This is a genomic window from Herpetosiphon llansteffanensis, from assembly GCF_003205875.1.
Taxonomy (GTDB): Bacteria; Chloroflexota; Chloroflexia; order Chloroflexales; family Herpetosiphonaceae; genus Herpetosiphon; species Herpetosiphon llansteffanensis.
The window spans coordinates 1-20,663 of sequence record NZ_PUBZ01000144.1; the positions used below are offsets into that span (position 1 = coordinate 1).

The 20,663-nt window shown below is 51.9% G+C and carries 20 protein-coding genes; 16 read left to right on the forward strand and 4 right to left on the reverse strand.

Translation table 11 applies throughout. The features are described 5' to 3' along the window. Positions 1–204: 204 nt before the first annotated feature. From C5S61_RS23190 to C5S61_RS23250, 13 genes are all read left to right on the forward strand, one after another. Positions 205–1,740, forward strand: coding sequence for a nicotinate phosphoribosyltransferase (locus C5S61_RS23190; protein ID WP_110519370.1), 1,536 nt, complete (start codon positions 205–207; stop codon positions 1,738–1,740). 239 nt (positions 1,741–1,979) lie between these two features. Continuing rightward, positions 1,980–2,825, forward strand: coding sequence for a carboxylating nicotinate-nucleotide diphosphorylase (gene nadC / locus C5S61_RS23195; protein WP_110519406.1), 846 nt, complete (start codon positions 1,980–1,982; stop codon positions 2,823–2,825). 114 nt (positions 2,826–2,939) lie between these two features. Next, entirely contained in the window at positions 2,940–4,700 is a 1,761-nt protein-coding gene (locus C5S61_RS23200) for a cellulase family glycosylhydrolase (RefSeq protein ID WP_110519373.1), read from the forward strand. Between the two features lie 88 nt (positions 4,701–4,788). After that, positions 4,789–6,015 (forward strand): endo-1,4-beta-xylanase, encoded by a 1,227-nt coding sequence (locus tag C5S61_RS23205; protein ID WP_110519374.1) that lies wholly within the window; start codon positions 4,789–4,791, stop codon positions 6,013–6,015. 111 nt (positions 6,016–6,126) lie between these two features. Further along, positions 6,127–6,501, forward strand: a complete 375-nt coding sequence (locus C5S61_RS23210) for an NADH:ubiquinone oxidoreductase (RefSeq protein WP_110519377.1) — start codon at positions 6,127–6,129, stop codon at positions 6,499–6,501. 9 nt (positions 6,502–6,510) lie between these two features. Beyond that, complete coding sequence (locus C5S61_RS23215; protein ID WP_110519378.1) at positions 6,511–7,356, forward strand: hypothetical protein; 846 nt, start codon at positions 6,511–6,513, stop codon at positions 7,354–7,356. A gap of 9 nt (positions 7,357–7,365) precedes the next feature. After that, the gene (locus C5S61_RS23220) at positions 7,366–8,337 is read left to right on the forward strand and encodes an ABC transporter ATP-binding protein (protein ID WP_110519380.1); all 972 of its coding nucleotides are present in this window, start codon (positions 7,366–7,368) and stop codon (positions 8,335–8,337) included. Further along, on the forward strand, positions 8,337–9,116 hold the full coding sequence (locus C5S61_RS23225; RefSeq protein ID WP_110519382.1) for a hypothetical protein: 780 nt from the start codon (positions 8,337–8,339) through the stop codon (positions 9,114–9,116). Before C5S61_RS23220 ends, C5S61_RS23225 begins: the two co-directional genes overlap by 1 nt. A gap of 2 nt (positions 9,117–9,118) precedes the next feature. Next, complete coding sequence (gene glpB / locus C5S61_RS23230) at positions 9,119–10,330, forward strand: glycerol-3-phosphate dehydrogenase subunit GlpB (protein WP_110519384.1); 1,212 nt, start codon at positions 9,119–9,121, stop codon at positions 10,328–10,330. Between the two features lie 384 nt (positions 10,331–10,714). Further along, a complete protein-coding gene (locus C5S61_RS23235; RefSeq protein ID WP_110519385.1) occupies positions 10,715–12,763 on the forward strand; it encodes an ATP-binding protein in 2,049 nt (682 codons plus the stop codon). Continuing rightward, entirely contained in the window at positions 12,744–13,427 is a 684-nt protein-coding gene (locus tag C5S61_RS23240) for a response regulator transcription factor (protein WP_110519387.1), read from the forward strand. Before C5S61_RS23235 ends, C5S61_RS23240 begins: the two co-directional genes overlap by 20 nt. Positions 13,428–13,483: 56 nt before the next feature. Then, positions 13,484–13,834 carry a hypothetical protein gene (locus C5S61_RS23245; RefSeq protein WP_124033495.1) on the forward strand — a complete coding sequence of 117 codons (351 nt, stop codon included), beginning with the start codon at positions 13,484–13,486 and terminating at the stop codon, positions 13,832–13,834. A 20-nt stretch (positions 13,835–13,854) separates the two neighbouring features. Beyond that, the gene (locus C5S61_RS23250; protein ID WP_110519391.1) at positions 13,855–14,175 is read left to right on the forward strand and encodes a hypothetical protein; all 321 of its coding nucleotides are present in this window, start codon (positions 13,855–13,857) and stop codon (positions 14,173–14,175) included. A gap of 32 nt (positions 14,176–14,207) precedes the next feature. Here the strand turns inward: C5S61_RS23250 and C5S61_RS23255 are convergent, their stop codons facing one another. Further along, entirely contained in the window at positions 14,208–14,663 is a 456-nt protein-coding gene (locus C5S61_RS23255; protein ID WP_110519392.1) for a redoxin domain-containing protein, read from the reverse strand. 88 nt (positions 14,664–14,751) lie between these two features. On the opposite strand from C5S61_RS23255, the gene C5S61_RS23260 reads away from it, so the two are divergent. After that, positions 14,752–15,258: a hypothetical protein gene (locus tag C5S61_RS23260; protein WP_110519395.1), complete on the forward strand. Its 507-nt coding sequence runs from the start codon at positions 14,752–14,754 to the stop codon at positions 15,256–15,258. Between the two features lie 119 nt (positions 15,259–15,377). On the opposite strand, the gene C5S61_RS23265 is transcribed toward C5S61_RS23260, so the two are convergent. The 3 genes from C5S61_RS23265 to C5S61_RS23275 form a co-directional block, all read right to left on the reverse strand. Continuing rightward, positions 15,378–15,842 carry a GyrI-like domain-containing protein gene (locus C5S61_RS23265; protein ID WP_110519398.1) on the reverse strand — a complete coding sequence of 155 codons (465 nt, stop codon included), beginning with the start codon at positions 15,840–15,842 and terminating at the stop codon, positions 15,378–15,380. Between the two features lie 115 nt (positions 15,843–15,957). Beyond that, positions 15,958–16,236, reverse strand: coding sequence for an HU family DNA-binding protein (locus tag C5S61_RS23270; protein WP_054535028.1), 279 nt, complete (start codon positions 16,234–16,236; stop codon positions 15,958–15,960). Positions 16,237–16,455: 219 nt separating this feature from the next. Further along, a complete protein-coding gene (locus C5S61_RS23275) occupies positions 16,456–19,044 on the reverse strand; it encodes a HEAT repeat domain-containing protein (RefSeq protein WP_110519400.1) in 2,589 nt (862 codons plus the stop codon). A gap of 284 nt (positions 19,045–19,328) precedes the next feature. Here C5S61_RS23275 and C5S61_RS23280 point away from each other — a divergent pair, with 284 nt between their 5' ends. After that, positions 19,329–20,000 carry an MSMEG_4193 family putative phosphomutase gene (locus C5S61_RS23280; protein ID WP_110519402.1) on the forward strand — a complete coding sequence of 224 codons (672 nt, stop codon included), beginning with the start codon at positions 19,329–19,331 and terminating at the stop codon, positions 19,998–20,000. A 37-nt stretch (positions 20,001–20,037) separates the two neighbouring features. Beyond that, positions 20,038–20,640 carry a DUF3090 domain-containing protein gene (locus C5S61_RS23285; protein ID WP_110519404.1) on the forward strand — a complete coding sequence of 201 codons (603 nt, stop codon included), beginning with the start codon at positions 20,038–20,040 and terminating at the stop codon, positions 20,638–20,640. Positions 20,641–20,663 lie beyond the last annotated feature (23 nt).

A 20,663-nucleotide genomic window follows, 5' to 3' on the forward strand; every position in this document is an offset into this window, starting at 1 on the left:
GAGCCAAACATCCTCTGCGCCTCTGCGTTAATGAATTGATCCACGAAGGACACGAAGGACACGAAGATGACGTTATTGATTTCATCCCTCATCCCTCATCCTTCATCCTTTCGCTTCCCCAGCCCCCTATGTTCGTATTGCAATTCCTCGTAATTAGTGTATTATAGACACTAAGTCGATTTACAATCGTAAAGGACGTGATAGATGACAACGCGCTTTCAACATGGCATTCTCTTCACCGATCAATATCAATTAACCATGTCGCAGGTTTACTATCGTTTGGGGCTGCACGAAAGACCAGCTTTGTTCGACCACTATTTCCGTGCCTATCCCAATTATGGAGCGCATGCGGCGGGCTATGCGGTGGCGGCAGGCATGCAACCTTTGCTCGAATGGATGGATACAGCACGCTTTGGCGAGGGCGAAATTGGCGCACTCTCGACCATGAAAGGCCGCACCGGCCAACCTTTGTTTAGCAGCGATTTCTTGGGCTGGCTGCGCAAATATGGCGATCTGCGCAATCTAACGATTCGCGCTATTCCCGAAGGTCGCGTGGTGCACCACACCGTGCCAATGACGATTGTCGAAGGCCCCTTGGTACTGGCGCAAATTCTCGAAACGCCCTTGCTGAACATGCTCAACTTCAGCACCTTGATTGCCACCAAAGCGGCGCGGGTGCGCGAGAGCGCTGGCGATGGCTTATTTTTGGAATTTGGCTTGCGCCGCGCCCAAGGCTGGGGAGCCAATTTGGCCACCCGCGCTGCATTAATCGGCGGCGCTGACACCTCATCGAACGTTGGCGCAGCACTCGATATGGGCGTGCAACCAAGCGGTACGCATGCTCATAGCTTGGTGCAAACCGCAATGGCCTTGGGCATGGGCGAATTAGGCGCATTCGAGGCCTACGCCGAAGCCTATCCCGACGACACATTGCTGCTCGTCGACACAATCAATACCTTGGAAAGTGGCGTGCCCAATGCAATCAAGGTCTTTGAAAAACTGCGCCGCCAAGGCCACAAACCCGTTGGCATTCGGCTCGATTCTGGCGACTTGGCTTACCTCAGCATTCAATCGGCCAAAATGCTCAATAGCGCAGGCTTTCCCGATGTGTCAATTGTGCTCTCCAACAATCTCGATGAGCTGGTGATTTGGCAAATTCTGACCCAAATTCGCGCCGAAGCGCCACGCTATGGCCTCGAAGCCGATGCAGTGATCAAGCGCTTGGTCTTTGGGGTTGGCACGCATTTAGTCACATCGTGGGGCGAGCCAGCTTTGGGCGGCGTGTACAAATTGGTTTCATTATTCGACCGCGATACCTGGAAGCCTGCAATCAAGCTCTCGGAAAACCCCCAGAAAACGCCAACGCCCGGGCGTAAAGCAGCATGGCGGGTCTATGATAGCCGTGGGCGGGCCAGCGCCGATGTGCTGACCTTGGATGACGAACATCCACAGCAAAGCGAAGCACTGAATTTATATCACCCAACTGATGCAGGCAAACAACGCACGCTCACGCCAGCCGACCACACGATTGAAGCCTTGTATGCCACGGTGCTCGATTCTGGGCGGCGCGTCGTCGATGTGCCCGATTTGGCCGAGTTGCGCGAACGCCGCATCCGTGATTTGGCGCGGCTTGATCCTGGCGTGTTGCGCTTGGTCAATCCCCACATCTATCACGTTTCGCTCAGCCAACGCTTGTGGGAATTAAAACAGAATCTAATTAAAGAGATGCGCAAAAGCTAAATTTCGCTCATATTAATCATCAGATGCATATTTGATGGCGAATTTATAAAAATTTTTAATAAATTTATTATTCAATCAGCCAAATCGATGCTGCCAGAGAATCCTGTGAGCAATACCATTCAGCATGGGTTGTTTGCAGGATTCGTGGTCGCTTGGGGCAGATTGATCCCCGCAACAAGGATTTTTATGCTATGATTGACAATCGAAACCCAATGTACAAGGACAATGGTGTTTGTGCAATGTACCTTCCTCAAGCAACTCAACGCCTAATTGAATTGGCGTTAGCAGAAGACCTCGATGGTGGCGACTTAACGTCACTAGCCACAATTCCGGCTGATTTAACAGCCAAAGCCCATGTTTTAGTTAAAGATCAGGGTGTACTCGCGGGCATGGATGTTGCGGCGGCAGTTTGCCGTTTAGTCGACCCAGCCTTGGAGTGGCAAGCAGTGCTGCACGATGGCGCAACAGTTGAGTATGGCACAATCGTGGCCTATCTCAGCGGGCCAGCACGTTCGGTGCTGATGGCTGAACGCACCATGCTTAACTTTTTGCAGCGGCTTTCGGGCATTGCCAGCAAAACGGCGCTGTATGTTGCCAAAATCGCCGGAACCCAAGCCAAATTGGTTGATACGCGCAAAACCACGCCCGGCTGGCGCGCTTTGGAAAAAGCTGCTGTCCGCGCAGGTGGCGGAGCGAATCATCGGTTCAATTTGGGCGATGGCGTGTTGATCAAAGACAATCATCTGGCGCTTGGCGGCCACGATATTGTCGGCGCAGTGCAGCGAGCACGGGCTGTCGCGCCGCATACCACCAAAATCGAGGTCGAAGTTGAGGATTTGGCGGGAGTACAAGCAGCACTTGATGGCGGAGCCGACATTATCATGCTTGATAATATGTCAATTGAAGCCATGAGCGAGGCTGTGCAGTTAATTGCTGGACGCGCCTTGGTTGAGGCTTCTGGTGGCATTACGCTTGAGCGGATTCGGGCAGTTGCCGAAACGGGTGTGAACCTCATTTCGTGCGGCGCGATTACTCACTCAGCGGTTGCGCTCGACATCAGCTTGGACATTGCAATCAATTCGTAACGTGCTCATCAGTAGGCTATAAGCAATTTATCAGGTTGGGCATGCTACTATTACGCAGTCAGACCTAAGCAATTGCTTGCGAACGATTTAGTGCTTCGATAAAAGGAGAATGCCATGCGACGACGATGGGTTCGTCTTGGCCTGCTCATGCTTATTGCCATGGGCGTAGTGCTACCTGGAACCAAGGCCGAGGCTACACCGCCGCCGCCTTTAGCCCAGTATTTCCCCGAAACCGGGCAATCAGCGGTCAACTATTTTTGGCAATTTTGGAAGAATACGCCAAACGCTATGCGCGTGTTGGGCTATCCTATTTCCTTGCCATTTGTCCAAGAAAGCTTTACCGAGCCTGGTAAATTCTATTTGGTGCAATATTTCGAACGCGCCATCTTAGAAGAGCACCCTGAAAACTTCAATCACCCAACCAATGGCAATAAATACTTTGTGCTTGGGCGCTTGTTGGGCAAAGAATTGGCCAAGGGTCGCGAAAACGAACCAGCCTTCAAACCAGTTGCTAACCCCAACAATGGCACGGTTTGGTTCCCTGAAACCGAACACACCTTGACCAACACCCCTGGCCCATTCTTGACCTTCTGGCGCAATTTTGGTGGCTTGTCGGTGTTTGGCTATCCTTTGTCAGAGCCATTCCAAGAGTTGAACCCCGATACAGGCAAAGTCTATTGGGTGCAATATTTCGAACGCAACCGCTTCGAATATCACCCAGAAGAAAAGCCTGAATATCAAGTTTTGCTTGGTTTGTTGGGCAAACAATATTACAACGAACACAAAGACGAGCCAAAATTGGCAGTCAAGGAATGGTTCTTCCGCTATCACACTCGTGATGAAGCCATTCCAGCCGATTTCATCTATGGCTACAATGTCCAAGCCTTCTACCAAGAACGCGATCGCTTGTATCAATTGGTCAACAATGCAGCCTTCGGCTGGATTCGCCAACAAGCACCATGGGAAGATCTCCAGGCTGCCGACGGTACAATCTACTGGGGCGAGTTGGATAAAGTCGTCAACGAAGCACACGCCAAGGGGATTAAAGTCCTGTTGAGTGTCGTGCGTTCGCCTGAATGGGCCAGCGAAAATGGCACCCACGGCTTGCCATCACGCCGCAACTTCCCTAAATTTGGCGATTTCATGCAGCGCATGGCCCAACGCTACAAAGGCAAAGTGCAAGCCTACGAAATTTGGAACGAACAAAATTACGCCATTGAAAACGGTGGTGTAGTTGCAACCGCCTCATATTATGTCGACATGCTTGAATATGCCTACAAAGGCGTGAAAGCTGCTGATCCAGAAGCGATTGTTGTTTCTGGCTCACCAACGCCAACCGCAACCAACCGCAGCGATATTGCAATTGACGAGCTGATTTACTTCAGCCAAATGTTTGCAATTCCTAAATTCTGGAGCAACGTCGACGTGATTGGGGCACACTTCGGTGGCACCTACAATCCACCAGATACTAAGTGGCCAGACAATCCAGGCCCTGGCCCAGGCTGGCGCGACAACTCAGAATTCTACTGGCGACGGATCGAAGATGTCTATCAAGTGCTGGCCAACAGTGGCAACGGCGACCGCCAAATTTGGGTAACCGAAATTGGCTGGGCAACCGCCAACACCAGCCCAGGTTTTGAATATGGCAACTCGAACACGCTCGAAGAACAAGGCGCGTACCTCGAACGAGCAATGTATATGGCTCGCTACGATTACGCTCCATGGGTTGGCGCAATGTTCGTGTGGAACTTAAACTTCGCGGTCACATCATTTGATCCGCTGCACGAAACCGCTTCGTTCGGGGTCTTGAACCCTGACTGGAGCCCACGCCCAGCCTATACCCGCTTGCAACAGTTTGCAGCAACCCATAAATAATTAACCGAGGTCGGTTTACACAACACGAAGATCACGCTCTGAAGCCAGTGTTTGATCTTCGTGTTTGTTGTCTGACGAGGAGTTTGATATGCGAAAATTACGCTGGTTAAGTGCTGCCATGGGCTGCTTACTCGCAGTTAATATCTTGGCAGCATGTGGCGGCGATAGCGCTCCCACAGCCCAACCAACGAATCCTGAAGCAGCGACTGCTACGCCGGAAACTGCGGCCCCAACCACGGGCACGAACCCAGCAGTTACCAGCGGCAATCCATTAACCTTGCCCTATTTGCAATATGGCGCAGCTGCCCAACTCTACTATACCGATCGCAACCGCGCCTTAACCTTGATGAACAACGCCAGTTTCGATTGGGTGCGCCAACAGATTCAATGGAAAGATATTGAAGGCCCTAAGGGCAACTTTGGCTGGGGCGAGCTTGATGCGATCGTCGCCGATGCCAACGCCAAAAATATCAAAGTGCTGTTGAGTATTGTGCGTTCGCCATCGTGGGCACGCGCCGATGGCACCAACGGCATGCCCGATAACATCAAAGATTTTGGCGATTTCGTCGAAGCCTTGGTGGTGCGCTACAAAGGCAAAGTCCAAGCCTACGAAATTTGGAACGAGCAAAATCTTGATCACGAAAATGGTGGCTCGCGTGAGTCAATCGACGCAACCAAATATGTCGATCTCTTGGTTGAAGCTTACAATCGAATCAAACCGATTGACCCGGAAGCGTTTGTGATCTCAGGGGCCTTGACTTCAACTGGCGATTCGCCAGCAGCAGTCGACGATATGACCTACTTTGAGCAAATGTTCAGCTACAAAGATGGCATTTTCAAAGATCATATCGATGGCGTGGGCTTCCATCCTTCACCATCATACAACCCGCCTGCGACGCTGTGGCCCGATATGCCAGGCCCAGGCCCAGGTTGGCTCGAAAGCCCAACCCACTACTTCCGTCATATCGAAAACCTCAAAATCTTGATGGATAAATATGGCATGAGCGAGTATCAAGTGTGGGTGACGGAGTTTGGCTGGGCAACCCAAAATACCAGCCCAGGCTACGAGTATGGCAATGAAATTAGCCTTGAACAACAAGGCCAATATGTGCTCGATGCCCTGCAAATGACCCGCCGCGATTATCCATGGGTTGCCACAATGTTTGTGTGGAACCTCAATTTCGCGGTAACCTCACCCGATCCGCTTGATCAAACGGCCTCGTTCGGCATTCTCAATCCCGATTGGAGTCCACGGCCTGTCTTTGAAAAAATTCAAGGCTTTGTTAACGCCGTCAAGACCGAAGAAGGCCGCTAAGCCATTGATTCGGCATAGAGCAAGCGCTGTATGCCGAATCAAACTCCTCACGCAATAGCCCCCCAGACTCTGGTATACTAGCACGCGGTTTCATACGAAATGGAGGTCAGCGTGATTGCGGTTTATCACCTAAATGCTGGCTCAACTGGCATCGAAGTTCGCATTTTAGCCGAGGCTATCCGCAGCGCGCGCAACCTAACCTGGGCAGCCACTCCGGCCCATGCTGATATTTTTGTGCTAACCGGGCCAATTCCACTGTTGTTGCGCCCAGCATTGATGAATGTTTGGCGTGATTTTATTGCTGATCGTGCGCCACTGATTGCCTTAGGTCGCGCCAGCATCGACGGACACCCGTTTGGTCGAGGCGGCTTGGCCGAACTGCCAGAAATTCAGGTTGCCGCGAAAATCGATGGCGATCCGCCGACAGTGACGGCAATTCAGGCTGGCATCGTTCAGGCACTCAACGCCCGTACCGCCAAACACTAAAGGTCGCTTATGAATACATTAATTCAACAATTGATTGCTGCCTTGCTCTACCCAGGCATGCTTACCACGCTACTTTTAACCCTCGCGGTGATTGGGATTACCAAATTGCACGCGCCCGGGGGTGGCTTGAGCCGTGGGTTATTAGCTGCCTTACAGGGCAAAACCTCACTTAGTCTGGCGCTAGCCGCCCTCTTGGGTTTAATTGCACCTGCATTTTTGCCATGGGCTGGCTCGCCACTAGCAACCTCGCGTTTAGGTCAATTGTGGCTAGCTTGGGCCTTGCTCGAAACCTCGTTTATCCTGGCGCTCATGCCGGGCTTGCAAAGTTTGGCCGCTTCGAGCGTGCGCGCGGCCATGCGTGAGGCCCAATTGAGCAGTGCAGGCCGGATTGTCTTGTGGCTGGCCTTGGGCGTTGCGCTCTGGACAGGCGATAATTGGCAATGGAACATTGTGCCAGCGCGCGTTTTGGCCTTGATTGCCGCCGCTATGGCGTTGCCGGTTGCGCTCGGTTGGGGGCCATTTGCCCACGATTGGAGCTTAACGCCTGGTGGCCCCGAAGCAGAATTGAATCGTGCGAGCGCCGAGCTAGCCCAATGGGGGCGGGCAATTCGCGCAACAGTCCTGCTCACATTAATCCCACTTTTGGGCTTTCCGATTACGGCGGGCTTGCATTGGTCGCTGCATATAGCCTTGACCGTTGCCACAACCTTGGCCTTGGCTGGGGTTGGCCGCTACATCAATGGCTCAACGGTGCGCCAACCGTTGAACGAAAGCTTGCGTTGGTGCTATACGCGCGCCTTGCCAGTGGCATTGCTCAGCGGCATTGTCTTGGTTGTCATGCAGCGTTGGATGTAGGGAGAAGGTATGACAGCACTCTTGCTCGAAAACATTGTCAAACGTTTTGATACCACAACGATCTTGCGCCAGTTGAATTTGATGGTCCAAGAAGGCCAAGTTTATGGCTTGCTTGGGGCAAATGGCGCAGGCAAATCGACCCTCATTCATTTGATTATGGGTTTTTTATACCCCGACAGTGGCCGAATTGAGGTTTTTGGCAAAACGCCAGCCGCCATGCACGGCCAAATTGGCTATTTGCCCGAACGCTTGCGCTACCACACCCATTGTAGCGCCCGCGAATATTTGACCTATCTGGGCAATTTTGGCGGCCAACGCGGAGCTAGCCTCGCCAGTCGCGTCAACGATTTGCTCGAATTGGTGGGCCTGACCGAAGCCGCAGATAAGCGCATGCGCACTTATTCCAAGGGGATGACGCAGCGGGTTGGGATTGCCCAAGCCTTGCTTGCCGACCCACAACTGTTACTGATCGACGAGCCATCATCGGGCCTCGACCCACAAGGCCAAATCGAAATGCGCGATCTCTTGCTCGATCTGCGCAGTCAAGGCCATACGATTTTGATTTGCTCGCACCAACTTGATGAAATCGAGGCTGTTTGCAATCGGGTGGGCATTTTGGTGCAAGGCGCGCTTGCTGCCGAAACCGATTTAGCCCAACTAACGGGCACGAATGGCATTGTGCTGACGCTGAAAGAAACCCCAACCGATGCCCTCGATTTTGCCTTGCGTTCGATTGACCCAAGCATCGTGCGCGATGATCGCTTTATCACCGTGCCCGAAAATACCCCAGCCTTGCAAGGGCGATTGTTGCAATTGCTGCTTGATGAAGGCTACACCGTGTCGAGCTTACAACCGACGCTTGGCAATCTGCGCGATCTGTATCTGCACGTTGTATCGGGCAAAGAACCACCAGCAGAAATGCAGCCCCAAGCACCGCTGGCAATTCTTGATAGTTTGTTAGCGAACGAGGAACAGCAATAATGGCAAAGCTTCGGCAAATTTGGGCTTGGACAAGCTTTATCTGGAGCGAATATAAACGCAGTGGGCGCTTTTTAATTGAGTTTGGTGCATTAATCATTTTTGCCTATGTGTTTTTGCGCAAACCAAATACAGCCGCTCATCTCACCGCCACCCAGTTTTTTGGCATGACCGCCATTTTTGTGTTATGTCAAACGATTTTCACCACCACAATGATGGCAGGCATGGGCAATCGGCCACAGGGCTATGTGGTTTTAGCCCGCTCATTAGGCCGCAAAGGCTATTTGGTTGGCTTATTTTTAGTCGCTTTTTTAATTAGCCTCATGAATCTACTGCTTTGCACGCTGATCGTCACGCTGATCAACAAGCCGATTTTGTGGGATGCAGTGATTTGGGGCGCTGGCGCATTGCCGTTGATTTTGGATATTGCCTTAGTGACGGCATTGGTGCTGTTGCTTTCAAGTTTGGTTTTATCGCAAGGCTGGCGCTTGAGCATTTTGGGCGTAATTGCCTTGGCTTCGTTGAGTACCAGCGATATTTTTACCAATACATTTGCCCCAAACGGCAGCTTGGGCAAAATTTTGGCTGCCATTCGCACCATCGTTGGCATTCCATTAACGCCGCTTTTTGCAGGCTTTGAGCTAGCGGTCACCCGCCAAGCCTACGAGAGCAACATCAATCAAGCCTTGGCAATTTTGGGTGGACAAATAGCCCTGTTAATTGCGGTCAGCGCCTTTGGCTTTTTTGCCTTTGAACGCCGCGATATTATTCTAGGAGCCTAAGCGTGCAAGCTGATGTGTTGGTGATTGGCGCAGGCCTCGCCGGGTTGTGGAGCGCAATTCTGCATGCCCAAGCTGGCCGAAACGTCACGTTGTTGGCCAAAGGCCATGGCACATTGCCGTGGAGCAGCGGCTGCCTTGATCTTTGGCCGCATCAGCCACCAGCTGAACTAAGCGCTCATCATCCCTTCACCACGCTGCAATCAGCGCTTGAGCCAGCAACCAAGGCATGGCTGCAATTCAGCGAGCAGCAGGGCTATCGCTTTATTGCCAAGCGCCAACACGCTTGGTTGCCAACTGCAATTGGCACGTGGCGGCCAACCAATGCCGTTCCTTTAACCATGATCAATGCTGAACGCTCGATCATCAGCAACTATCGGGTTTTGGTGCTTGGCTTTCACGAATTGCGCGATTTCTTCCCACCATTGTTGGCAGCACGACTCGCCGAGCAGGGCATTGCCGCTCGTGGCACATATTTGACGATGCCACCAAGCCAGCGCAGCCGCGATTTCAATAGTGTTAATTTGGCGCGTTTATGCGAGCAAGCCAGTTTTCGCCAAGCGCTGATCAAGCAGATCGATCAGATTCGCGGCGATGCCCAACTGTTACTATTTCCCGCAATCCTTGGCCTCGACCAGAGCGCAAACATCGTTAATGAATTGCAAACGGCTTTAGGTTGTTTAGTTGCTGAAGTACCAACCTTGCCAACCAATGTGGCCGGATTACGCTTGCAACGCATGTTAATCAACCACGTTGAGCGCTTGAATGGCCGCATCCAACTGAATGCAGAGGTTATTCGCGGCGAGTTTCAGAACCAACGTCTAGTTGCGGTGTATAGCGCTGCTGCTGCCCGCGAGCAATGTCACACTGCCAAGCACTATGTTTTGGCAACTGGCGGCATTGGCGGGGGTGGATTACGCGCCGATTATCCCAACCTGCTACGTGAAACCGCGCTCAATTTGCCAGTTCAACAACCAGCAGAGCGCGATCACTGGTTCGAGCACAATATTCACCAGCAACATCAGCTCTTTCAAGCAGGCATCGCGGTTAATCAACAGCTTCAGCCAATCGATGCTCAGCAGCAGCCAATTGTCGAAAATCTGCAAATCGTTGGGGCCGCCCTAGCCGGATGCGACCCAATTCGCGAGCGCTGGGTTGAGGGTTTAGCCCTTGCAAGTGCCACCCATGGCGTTAAGAACATAGAGCATAGAACATAGAACATAGGGAAAGGATGAAGGATGAAGGATGAGGGATGAAGTCAAAAGGCAGAAATCAAAAGGGGAGTTAGGGGTCAGGGGCCAGTAATCAGGGGTAGGCTTTTAGAAGGACTATGGTCAACTGTGCCCTCACCCCCCAGCCCCCTCTCCCACTGAACGCGGGCGATGGGGGGCCGACCATTGTTCAGCAAGTATTGTGCAAGAACTACCGATTTAAAGCCCCTCGCCCGCGCCACGGGAGAGGGGTTGGGGTGAGGGGATCTACAACCAAGGATCAGGGGCAGCAGAAACTGCATCACAAAAATCTGTGACTACGAACAAAAGCCTATAGCCGATTTCCCTTCGTGCTCTTCGTGGATCAACATTTAATGCAGCGGTGTCGAGATGCAATTACGACCTAAAATTCGCCTACCAACGCTGCTAATCGGCGTAAACTTAGCAGTTTTAATCATTGCCATCGTCGGAATTGCGACCGTGGCAATTAGCTTGTTGCTAGAATTGGGCGATGATCAAGGCTTAGCACGGGTGCGCCAAGGCGTTGCGATTGCCCAAAACGATGTCAAGCGTTCTGGCAACGAGGTATTGACGACCGCGCAACTATTAGCCGAACGCCCAACCCTCGCTCGCCTGCTCAAAAGCAATGATCAAGCTGCGCTGACTACATTTTTGAGCCAATTTCAAGCCACCAGCGATCTAGCAGGCTGCGCTGTATACCAAGATGGCCAGCTATTAATCGCGGTTGGAGCCGAGATTCCGACCATGCCAGCACTCGAAGATCGGGCGTTATTGCTCGATGGCCCATTGTTGCGCTTGGCTGCCCGCGTGCCACTCGCCACTGACCCCAAGGTGATTGTCGCGGTTTGGATTGAGCTTGATCAACAGTATCAAACTGAATTATCGACAATTCTGAGTTTGCCCGTGGCAATTGTGCCGCAACAACGCCTGAACAACGCCAACAATCCCTTGAGCCAAACCCAAACTGCGGCGCTCAGCAATAACTCAACCACCGATAGCTATTTGCGCGAGCAACATCACTACATCGCTAGTGCCCCGCTGCTTGCCAGCACCGGCCAGCCAATTGGCGTTGTCAGTGTGACCCTGCCCGATACCCAAATTCGCAATTCGGCGCAACGGCTCAGCGAAGTTTTGCTGACGATTGCCTTGGTTGGCGGGGTTTTGGCTTTTGGCCTCAATTTGTTGGTTGGGCGCTATGTCGGTGGGCCGTTGCGGCGTTTAACCAAAGCTGCCGCCCAAATTGGTCGCGGCGATTTAACTACGCCTGTCGCTCCAGCCAAAGGCGTTGAGGTCGGCACGCTCGCTGGCACCTTGGAAGATATGCGCCAACGGTTGCGCGGCCTAACCGCCGATCTTCAGCGCCAACAATCTGAGGCCAACGCTATTTTGGCGGGCATTGTCGAAGGTGTGTTTACCGTCGATCGCGATCGGCGGATTCGCTATTTGAATCAACAAGCAGCAAATATGCTTGGCATAGAGCCAGAGCAAGCAATTGGGCGCTTTTGTGGCGATGTGCTGCAGCCCCAATTAATCGATGGCGTGCGGCCTTGTGAGCAAGCTTGTCCAATCATTCATGCCCGCTTTCGTGGCCAAGCCCAAGCCACCGAGCATTTACAATTGCGCGATGGTCGCCGCCGAACCGTGATCATCACCAGCTCCGGCGATCTTGAGCATAATCATGTGCAAGTGATGCGTGATGAAACCGATATTGAAACCTCTCGCCGCTTGCGTGATACGATTTTGGCAACGATTTCGCATGAGTTTCGCACCCCGCTCTCGGCCCAATTAGCCTCGTTGGAGCTGCTGCTTGATCAATTGCCGCAACTTACGACCGCCCAAATTCGCCAACTGATCGTATCATTACAGCGTGGAGCCTTGCGCCTAACCTATTTGATCGATAATTTGTTGGAAAGTGCGCGCATCGAAGCGGGCCAATTGACGATTCGGCGCAGCGAAATCGCCCTAGATTCGGTAGTCGAGGCCGCCGTTGAGTTGATGTTACCCTTAATTCAACAACGGCGGCAGCAAGTCGAGGTCGATTTGCCTTATCCACTGCCGAATGTGGCTGGCGATGCCACCAGATTAACCCAAGTTTTTGTTAATTTGCTCGCCAACGCCAGCAAATTTTCGCCACCCGATACCACCATTGGCATTGGCGGCGAGGTAAGCGCCGAGTATTTGCATGTGTGGGTCGAAGATGAAGGCCCAGGTATGCCGCCATCGCCCAGCGAATCGCCGTTTCGCTTGTTTGTGCGCGGGCGCAACGAGCCAGAGCAAAGCGGCGCTGGCTTGGGCTTGTGGATCGTTCAATCAATTATTGAGCGCCACGATGGCCGCATTCATGTGCCAGCCCGCAGCCTTGGCACGCGGATTGTGATTGAATTACCCAGAGGAAGCGATGAAAATTTTAGTCGTTGATGATGATGCTGAATTACGCGGCTTAATTGGCTTTGCCCTGAGCCAAGCAGGCTATACCGTGGTGCAAGCTGCCGATGGAACCCAAGCTTTAACCCAATTTGCCAGCGAACAACCAGAATTAGTGATTCTCGATGTGAATATGCCAGGTTTGGATGGCTTTGAAGTGTGTCGTCGGATTCGCGCGCAATCGGCTGTGCCAGTAATGTTGCTGACCGTACGCAACAGCGAAGATGATTTGATTCGTGGCTTGGATGGCGGCGCAGACGATTATCTCAACAAGCCATTTAGCCCACGCACGCTCACAGCACGGGTGCGCGCGCTGCTGCGACGCGGTGGCGGCGAACGCCCAACGCCCTTGCAACAAGGCGATTTGGTGCTGGATACCGAGCGTCAAAGCGTCAGCCGCGAAGGCTTGGGCTTTGTCTCATTGACCAATCGCGAATTTCGCTTGCTGCAATATTTGTTGGCCAATGCAGGCCGGGTGGTCAGCAACGAACAGGTTACAATCCACGTTTGGGGCCAACATGGCATTGGCGATCGCACGTTGTTGAAACAACTGGTCCATCGTTTGCGCCAAAAAATCGAGCCAAACCCCGCTGAGCCGCAATATTTGGTGACGATTCCTAGCGTTGGCTATATTTTGCAACCCAATGGCGCAAACTAAGCTGCATCAAAACCAGCAACACTGCGTACAGTGTTACGGAATATTTGGAGCCAACGATGAAAATCAGACATACGCTTATGTATTTAGGCTTAATGCTCGGTGGTATAAGCATGAGCGTTGAGAGCTTAAATGAAATTCTCAATAGCACATCGCTTGTAACAATCTTGCAAGAACTAGCGAGGATTATGTTGGGGTTAGCCTTTGCTGGCTACGCTGGAAGTTACTGGCTTTTTCTGCGCCAACACGCTGCCACCGATCCCAAGCAATTGCCAGCCTTTGAAATGTTCAAGAATGGCCCGTGGGTCAGCGCCAACCAACAACGGATCTTGGCTGGGCTAGCCTATAGTTGTGGGGCATTCGTAGCACTTTCGGCACTTAGTTGGCTCTTCAGCAAGCTGTTTTTCTAAACGGATAATCGGAGAGAACGATGAAGTATGCAAAGCACATTCTCTTTGGCCTGATTGGATTTTTCGGCCTCACTTTAGCCTTGACCAGCAGCCCATTTTGGCAAACTGGCGGGCTAAGCACTGGGTTGCGAATGCTGATCGATAGCATTCCAGGCGTAATGATCATGCTCGCCAGTTATGTGCATGCCCGCTATCACCCGCGCTATCGCCAAGACCGCCAGCCAATTAAGCAAACTGGTGGGCTTTGGCCCAATTGGCTGCCTGATGGAGCATTTAAAAGCTTGGCTGGCTTGGCATTGCTGCAAGGCGGTTTGATCATCGTGCTGGCAATCATCAGCTAGCGCGATACAGAGCTGTACCGCGCCATTGCAATTTACAACGTTTCCAGTACGTTCATCACTTCGTTTTGGTCGGGCTGTTGGCCGGGATTGGTGACCGAAACGTGGCGCACGATCCCAGCTTTATCAATCACAAATACTGCGCGATTGGTAAAGCCTTCGGGACGCAACACACCATAGGCTTCGGAAACCTGGCGTTGATAATCGCTGAGCAGTTGATATTCAAGCCCTAACTGATCGGAAAATGCTTTGTGCGACCATTTACTATCAGTGCTAATGCCAAAAATTTCCGTATCGCGTTGATCGAACTCAGGCTTGCGGGCTTGATAACTGGGCAATTGCAACGAACAGACAGGGCTAAAATCTAAGGGATAAAACAGCAGCACAACGTTTTTTTGGCCTTGGAAGTCGGCCAAATGCACGTCGCCATCAGTGCCACTTAATGTCCAATCGGGGGCTTTATCGCCAACTTTGAGGGTGGTACTATCCACGCGAATCGCTCCTTAATGTACACACTCATCCTAATACCGTATTGCATTATTGCATTATACTCCGCATCGGAGTGAATTGAGGGGAATTATGCCAAGCGAATCAGCAATCGAACCAATTGCCAAACACAGCGTTACCACAGTACGCGCCGAACACATGCAGATTAATGGCACGCGGCTGCGGGTTAATCAGACGCTGATTCCAACCGCAAACCTTGCCAAAGTTGCCCAAGTAAAAATCTACAAAGCTTTTCCGACCACCCAAGTATTGATTTTAGCTACAGGCTTAACAATGTTCCTAGGCCTAAAACCACGCATCTTACGCATCTTATCAGACATCTTAATTGAGCAAGCCCAAAATGTGTTATCAGCCGTCATCGTCTTGTGGATTATTTATCTCTTTTTCGATTATCTTGGTTGGCGCGACCAACATGGCTTGTTAGTGGTACCAAGCACTGGGCCAAATGAGGCAATTGTGTTCGTTCATGAAAACCCTGATTTTATTGGCCAAGTATTGGGGGCAGTTGAGCAGGTCATCGACAAGTCGGCTGCTGGCTATAACATCGATTGGACAAAACAAACGCTTGAGGCCAAATAAATTCCCTCACCCCCCAGCCCCCTCTCCCACTGGAAGCGGGCGAGGGGGAGCCGACCATAGGTTACTAACACATGGAGGTAAAACCATGGGGTTTGAGGTGAGGGAATGCTACTCAAAACTTACTGAATTGCAATCCAGATTTCGACTTGCTCAGGCTGGGCAAAATCGTAGTATTCAAAATCGGCAGTATAACTGCGTTGGTAGGCTTGGGGCTGGTTAAAATAGTCCCAAATCTGCACCCACAGCCCAAACACATCGCTTGGTTGAGCAATAGTTGCTTGCCAACGCAGATAACGTTGGGCAGGAATAGTAATTTGGCTTAGGCCAGCAGCAACTGGTTGCTCGCCACTGACAGCATGGCCAACAATCAAATCGTACTCGCCCTGATGGTCGCTGGCATAGTGCGTATAGACCGCATAGCGGCTGGTAAGATCCGCAGCGGGGATCTGCTGGCTGATATTTTCGCTAAAAAAGCGTTGATACAATGGGCCAATTAAGCCAGTGTTAGGGTCGCCTTCTGCTTGATTGGTCGTGCGCGTAGCCAAACCTACAATTGTCACGCCAGCTCGTTCATAGACCTGCATAGAAAATCCTCATACAACACAACCAAGCGATTATACAAAACAAATGTGCTATGTTCAAGCAACAAAAAAACCACGGCCAAGCTCGTTGCCTAGCCGTGGTTGGGCCAACCGAGCACTATTTCTCGGTGACAGCTTTTTTCAAGTTGCTACCAGCTGAGAATGCTGGGGCGCGGGTAGCAGGAATTTCCAATGGCTCGCGGGTTTTGGGGTTGAAGCCAGTGCGCGCTTGGCGTTCGCGGACTTCAAAGGTGCCAAAGCCAGTCAAGACAACCCGATCGCCAGCTGCCAACGCTTCGGTAATGCTTTCGAGCAAGGCGTTAACTGCTTTGCCAGCTTGGGCTTGGTTTAAACCTGATTTTTCCGCAATGGCCTTGATCAAATCCGATTGATGCATTTGGAGTTACTCCTTACACTACCTGTCTTCACCAAAATTGAAAGACAGCCGCATGGCTTTAGTATCCTCGTAATACCTCAAGCATTCGCGATAGCACCTACCTTATATCACCCGTGCCAAGAATGCAAGTGCTTTTTGGCTCAGGGAGTAGGTTTTTGGCCTACCAAAGAGCAAATGCAGTGCCATCAGCACTGCATTTGGGCTATTTATTAAGCTTCTTTAGAAATTCGTGTTCCAGATTGGCCATGTTTGGGTGGCTGCGCTCCAATTCCAAATTGTCCATTCGTTGCGGCTCTTCCAGCCACCAAACAATTTTCGTAATTGATACCAGAGGAAAATTCGGACTGCCAATGGTTGAACTGAGACGTTCAAGCCTAAGTTGCCGTGGAAGCCATTGGTGATGTGGTAAGTTGCGCTGGCCTTGGCTTCGAGCGAGGTTTTGAGGAAGTCGGCGTTGATCCCAATCCCACCACGAGCAATGAAGATGGTAACAGCGGCGGTAGCACTGGCCGAAGCCCAAACCGTTGGCGTAATCGAAACATTGGCACTGGCCGAGATTGGCACATCGCACGCAGTCGCCACAATCTTCCAAGGAATCGAGATGCTGCCGCTAGCCGACAAGCCCAATTGAATTGGAATCGGGCCAACCATAAAGGTTTTGGTCACCGAGAAGAAGGTCATGGTTGTTTGATACAGGTTGCCGGTGCGCTGAACGCCACAGGCAACCCGCTCTTTGATGGGCGTAAAGACGTTGTTGCCCAAAACTTTGACATAGGCTTCGAAGTAGCGATATTTGATGCCATTTTCGGTTTGGACATATGAGGTGGCTTTAGCTTCGGCCAAGCTGTAGCTCCACGACCAGGCGTGAGCCTTGGCTTCACCGTGGGCCAATGCGGTAATATCGGGGCCGTTGCTCAGGTACAAGCGGGCCTTCAATTCGCCCTTGAGGTCGCCGCCGCCAACAAATTTTTGCCAATTCCAATCGAAGGCGTTCAAGCGCGGGGCATCGCTATTGGCGAAGAGCAATTCGCGGGCAGCGTGGCGAGCTACAGCGCTAGTTTCGCTGCTGTAGGCTTTCAACAACAACGCTTCAGTTTCGGCAGCGGGGAATTTGCGCAAGGCATCGATGGCCGAGGTGCGCACAATTTCGTTGCTATGCTCAAGGTAGCCGCTGATAATGCTCAGCGTAGTGGCGGGGCCAGCGTTGCCCAAAGCTCGCAGCGCCAAGTCGCGCTCAATATCGGTTTTGGCTTCAGCCAGCTTGGTTTCCAGCATAGCGCTGAGTTTTTGGGCCAACTCAGGTTGTTTGGCCCAAAGATTGTTGGCAATTGCCCCAAGCACGAGCAAGGCTTGCTTGGCATCGCTGCCATTGGCTTGCACCAAGTCGCTGACGGCAATAATCGTGGCATCGCTTGGCTCGGCAATCACGGTCAAAGCAGTGAGGGCTTGGGTTCGCGTTGTTTGATTCAGGCTCTGGTTATTGACAAGGTGCGTGATGATCAAGCGTTGGGCTTGGCTATCAACAACACCAGTCAAGGCCCCAATGATGCCTTCGTACAAGGCTGGGTTGATGCGGCCTTTGCTGAGTTGTTGATCAAGTTGGCTCAATGCGCCATCAACTGTATTCAAGGTTGCGCGTAGCCGGCTGACTGCATTGGGGTCGCTAGGTGCGTCAGCCAGTTCCTTCAAGGCAGTCGTCAAGTCGGCGGCAGCTAAGCCAAGGTCGGCATCGGCTTTATTGCTGCTCACATTGGCCACAATCTCAACAGATTTGTATTCTTTGCCAGCGATTGAGCGAATCAACGTGCTAATGGCGTTGGTGTTGGCTTTACCTTCGAAGGCGTGGGGCACGATTTCGCCTGGAATGGTACCTTCAAAGCTAATTGCATCGGTCGAATCGCCACCTGATTCAATCGCATAGCCCGAACCTTCATAGTCATTGAGGCCATTGGTGCTGTTGAAACCGCTGCGAATGCGTTGGGTCGTGGTATTTTTGAGCAGAACGCCAGCCCGCAGGTCGTAGATTGCAACGCTGGTGCTTTCGATTTTGGTTGCCTCAGCATTGGCAATTGAACGATCAGCAAAACTCTTGTAGGATTTTTCGCTGCGTTTTTTGGTAATTTCAACAGTTTGGGCATCAAGCATGCGGCTGCTGTAATCGGCAGTGTAAACGCCCGAAACATCGCTTTCGCTCTTGCTGTAGGCTGCAACACAATCAATTTGGGTTGGGTCGGCACACTCTGGCTCGTAATAGAGGTAGATTTGCAATTGCGAGAGTGCGGCGCGTTTGATATTTTGCACATCTTCGCTATCAGCGCCATCGAAATACAGCCCAGAAATAACCCCATCACGATCTTGCTGGAAGTAGAAGGGACGGGCTAATTCTGCATCGCTGGCAGGCCCAACCACCTCAGGATCGGTTATCTGTTTCAAGCCAGCTTCGGTTTTATTGTAGATACTTGGCTTAACAATCTGGGCTTGGAGATAGGTGCTGTAGCCATCTGAGGCATAGCGCTCGACCCACAACGAGCCTTGAAGATTGAAGCTATTGCTATGGTTGCGCACGCCGCTGCTTTGTTCTTGGGTGGTTGAAACGGTTTCCACCAGCGTCGACCAAGAATATTGGTAAATATCGTCTGATGGATAGTAGTAGTTGAGGCCCTTGGGGGTAGCGGGCAGTTCGCTCGCTGGCGTTGCTTGTTTGGTTTTGGTTTGAGCAGCAACGCTCTGTGGAATCAGTCCCAATTGAACGATCAAGGCGGTCAGAAGTACCAACGACAACAATCGAACCAGCCGTGGATGAGCCATGGTTTCCTCCAAAAGATCTATTGAGATGGGTGGCGTTGGGTTTCGATGTAGGGGTTGGTTGCTGGCTCTATTTCACCATATTTGGGGTTGGGCAACTAGGGGTTAAGCGATACAGAACCGATACAAGCAGCGATAGTGATCGATCTATCCCGCGCATGCCTTTGAGCGGCAAGGAAGTTTGGAGCATGCAAAAGGCTTACGCCGCTTAATCTGGCTTTCCATTGCACTTAAAATCGCCGTATAATACGATGTATTGTGCGTCGTAGCGGAGGAAATCAAGACCAATGACGACGTTTTTATTAATTCGCCATGCTACCAACGATATGGTTGGAAAAGCCTTGGCTGGTTGGACTCCCAACGTCCACCTCAACGCCGAAGGTCAGGCTCAGGCTCAACGCTTGGCTGAACATTTGGCCAACGCCCCGATCAAAGCGATCTATAGCAGCCCGCTTGAGCGTGCTGTCGAAACCGCCCAACCAATCGCCCAACAGCTCGGCCTCGAGGTGCAAATCTTGGCAGGCGTTGGCGAGATTCAGTTTGGCGAATGGACAGGCCGCACGATTAAGGAATTAGCCGACACCCCAACTTGGACCAATATCCAGCGCTTTCCATCGGGCACGCGGATTCCAGGCGGCGAAACCTTGCGCGAGATGCAAAATCGGGTGGTCGATGCGCTCGAAGCGCTGCGCCAGCAACATCCCAATGAGGTTATTGCCGTTTTTGCCCATGCCGATGTGGTTAAAGCCATGATTGCGCATTATTTGGGCGTGCATTTAGATTTGTTCCAACGGATTATCATTAGCCCAGCCTCAGTAACCGTGGTGACGGTCAACGATAGCGGGCCGCATGTGCTGTGTGTCAATCACACCAGCGAAATGCCCAGCTTTCCTGAAGCCAAGCCTGCTTCGAACGATGCAAACGACGTTACGCCGGAAACTGAACGGCCTGTGGGTTAAGCTAAGCTCTCGCTTACACTGAATTGAAAGGTTCGGTATGTCAGATTTCGTCTACGATTTACGCCGCGTTAGCCATATTACGGCAGCAGCAGTTGGCCAGCCCGGCCAGCGCACGTTCTATCTTCAAGCCCAAAAAGGCAACGATCTGGTTTCGTTGATCACCGAAAAGGAGTTGGTTCGCGCATTATGCTTACGCATTGACGATATTCTTGAAGAATTGGATAAGCGTGGCGTGGCGCGGCCCGATGCATCCGAGGAGCCAACCCCAGCCGAATTATTGCTGCGGCCACCGTTGAATCCCTTCTTCCGCATCGCCCAAATGGCGCTCGCCTACGACCCAACCAGCGATCTGTTGGTGGTTGAGGCTGATGAATTGCAGTTGGCCGACGACGATGAAGACGAAGATATTGACCCAATTTTGCAGCAACAAACCGACGATGAAGAAGCCAAAGACGAGCCACGCCGCGTGCGGATTTCGGCAACTCGGGCGCAAATGCAAGCGCTAAGTCGCAACGCGATGGACATTATCACCACTGGCGGGCGGCCAATTTGCCCTCAATGCTTGCAGCCAATGGAAGATGAAGGCCATATGTGCGTCAAGAAAAATGGTCACGGCAATAAAAAAGCTTCCGAAATGTAACAGTAGGGGTCGGGGGCTGGGGG

Bases quoted from the DNA above. Each gene is read 5' to 3' on its own strand.
- C5S61_RS23190 (WP_110519370.1), top strand. From the start codon at position 205: ATGACAACGCGCTTTCAACATGGCATTCTCTTCACCGATCAATATCAA.
- nadC (WP_110519406.1), top strand. From the start codon at position 1,980: ATGTACCTTCCTCAAGCAACTCAACGCCTAATTGAATTGGCGTTAGCA.
- C5S61_RS23200 (WP_110519373.1), top strand. From the start codon at position 2,940: ATGCGACGACGATGGGTTCGTCTTGGCCTGCTCATGCTTATTGCCATG.
- C5S61_RS23205 (WP_110519374.1), top strand. From the start codon at position 4,789: ATGCGAAAATTACGCTGGTTAAGTGCTGCCATGGGCTGCTTACTCGCA.
- C5S61_RS23215 (WP_110519378.1), top strand. From the start codon at position 6,511: ATGAATACATTAATTCAACAATTGATTGCTGCCTTGCTCTACCCAGGC.
- C5S61_RS23220 (WP_110519380.1), top strand. From the start codon at position 7,366: ATGACAGCACTCTTGCTCGAAAACATTGTCAAACGTTTTGATACCACA.
- C5S61_RS23225 (WP_110519382.1), top strand. From the start codon at position 8,337: ATGGCAAAGCTTCGGCAAATTTGGGCTTGGACAAGCTTTATCTGGAGC.
- C5S61_RS23235 (WP_110519385.1), top strand. From the start codon at position 10,715: ATGCAATTACGACCTAAAATTCGCCTACCAACGCTGCTAATCGGCGTA.
- C5S61_RS23240 (WP_110519387.1), top strand. From the start codon at position 12,744: ATGAAAATTTTAGTCGTTGATGATGATGCTGAATTACGCGGCTTAATT.
- C5S61_RS23245 (WP_124033495.1), top strand. From the start codon at position 13,484: ATGAAAATCAGACATACGCTTATGTATTTAGGCTTAATGCTCGGTGGT.
- C5S61_RS23250 (WP_110519391.1), top strand. From the start codon at position 13,855: ATGAAGTATGCAAAGCACATTCTCTTTGGCCTGATTGGATTTTTCGGC.
- C5S61_RS23260 (WP_110519395.1), top strand. From the start codon at position 14,752: ATGCCAAGCGAATCAGCAATCGAACCAATTGCCAAACACAGCGTTACC.
- C5S61_RS23265 (WP_110519398.1), bottom strand. From the start codon at position 15,842: ATGCAGGTCTATGAACGAGCTGGCGTGACAATTGTAGGTTTGGCTACG.
- C5S61_RS23270 (WP_054535028.1), bottom strand. From the start codon at position 16,236: ATGCATCAATCGGATTTGATCAAGGCCATTGCGGAAAAATCAGGTTTA.
- C5S61_RS23275 (WP_110519400.1), bottom strand. From the start codon at position 19,044: ATGGCTCATCCACGGCTGGTTCGATTGTTGTCGTTGGTACTTCTGACC.
- C5S61_RS23280 (WP_110519402.1), top strand. From the start codon at position 19,329: ATGACGACGTTTTTATTAATTCGCCATGCTACCAACGATATGGTTGGA.
- C5S61_RS23285 (WP_110519404.1), top strand. From the start codon at position 20,038: ATGTCAGATTTCGTCTACGATTTACGCCGCGTTAGCCATATTACGGCA.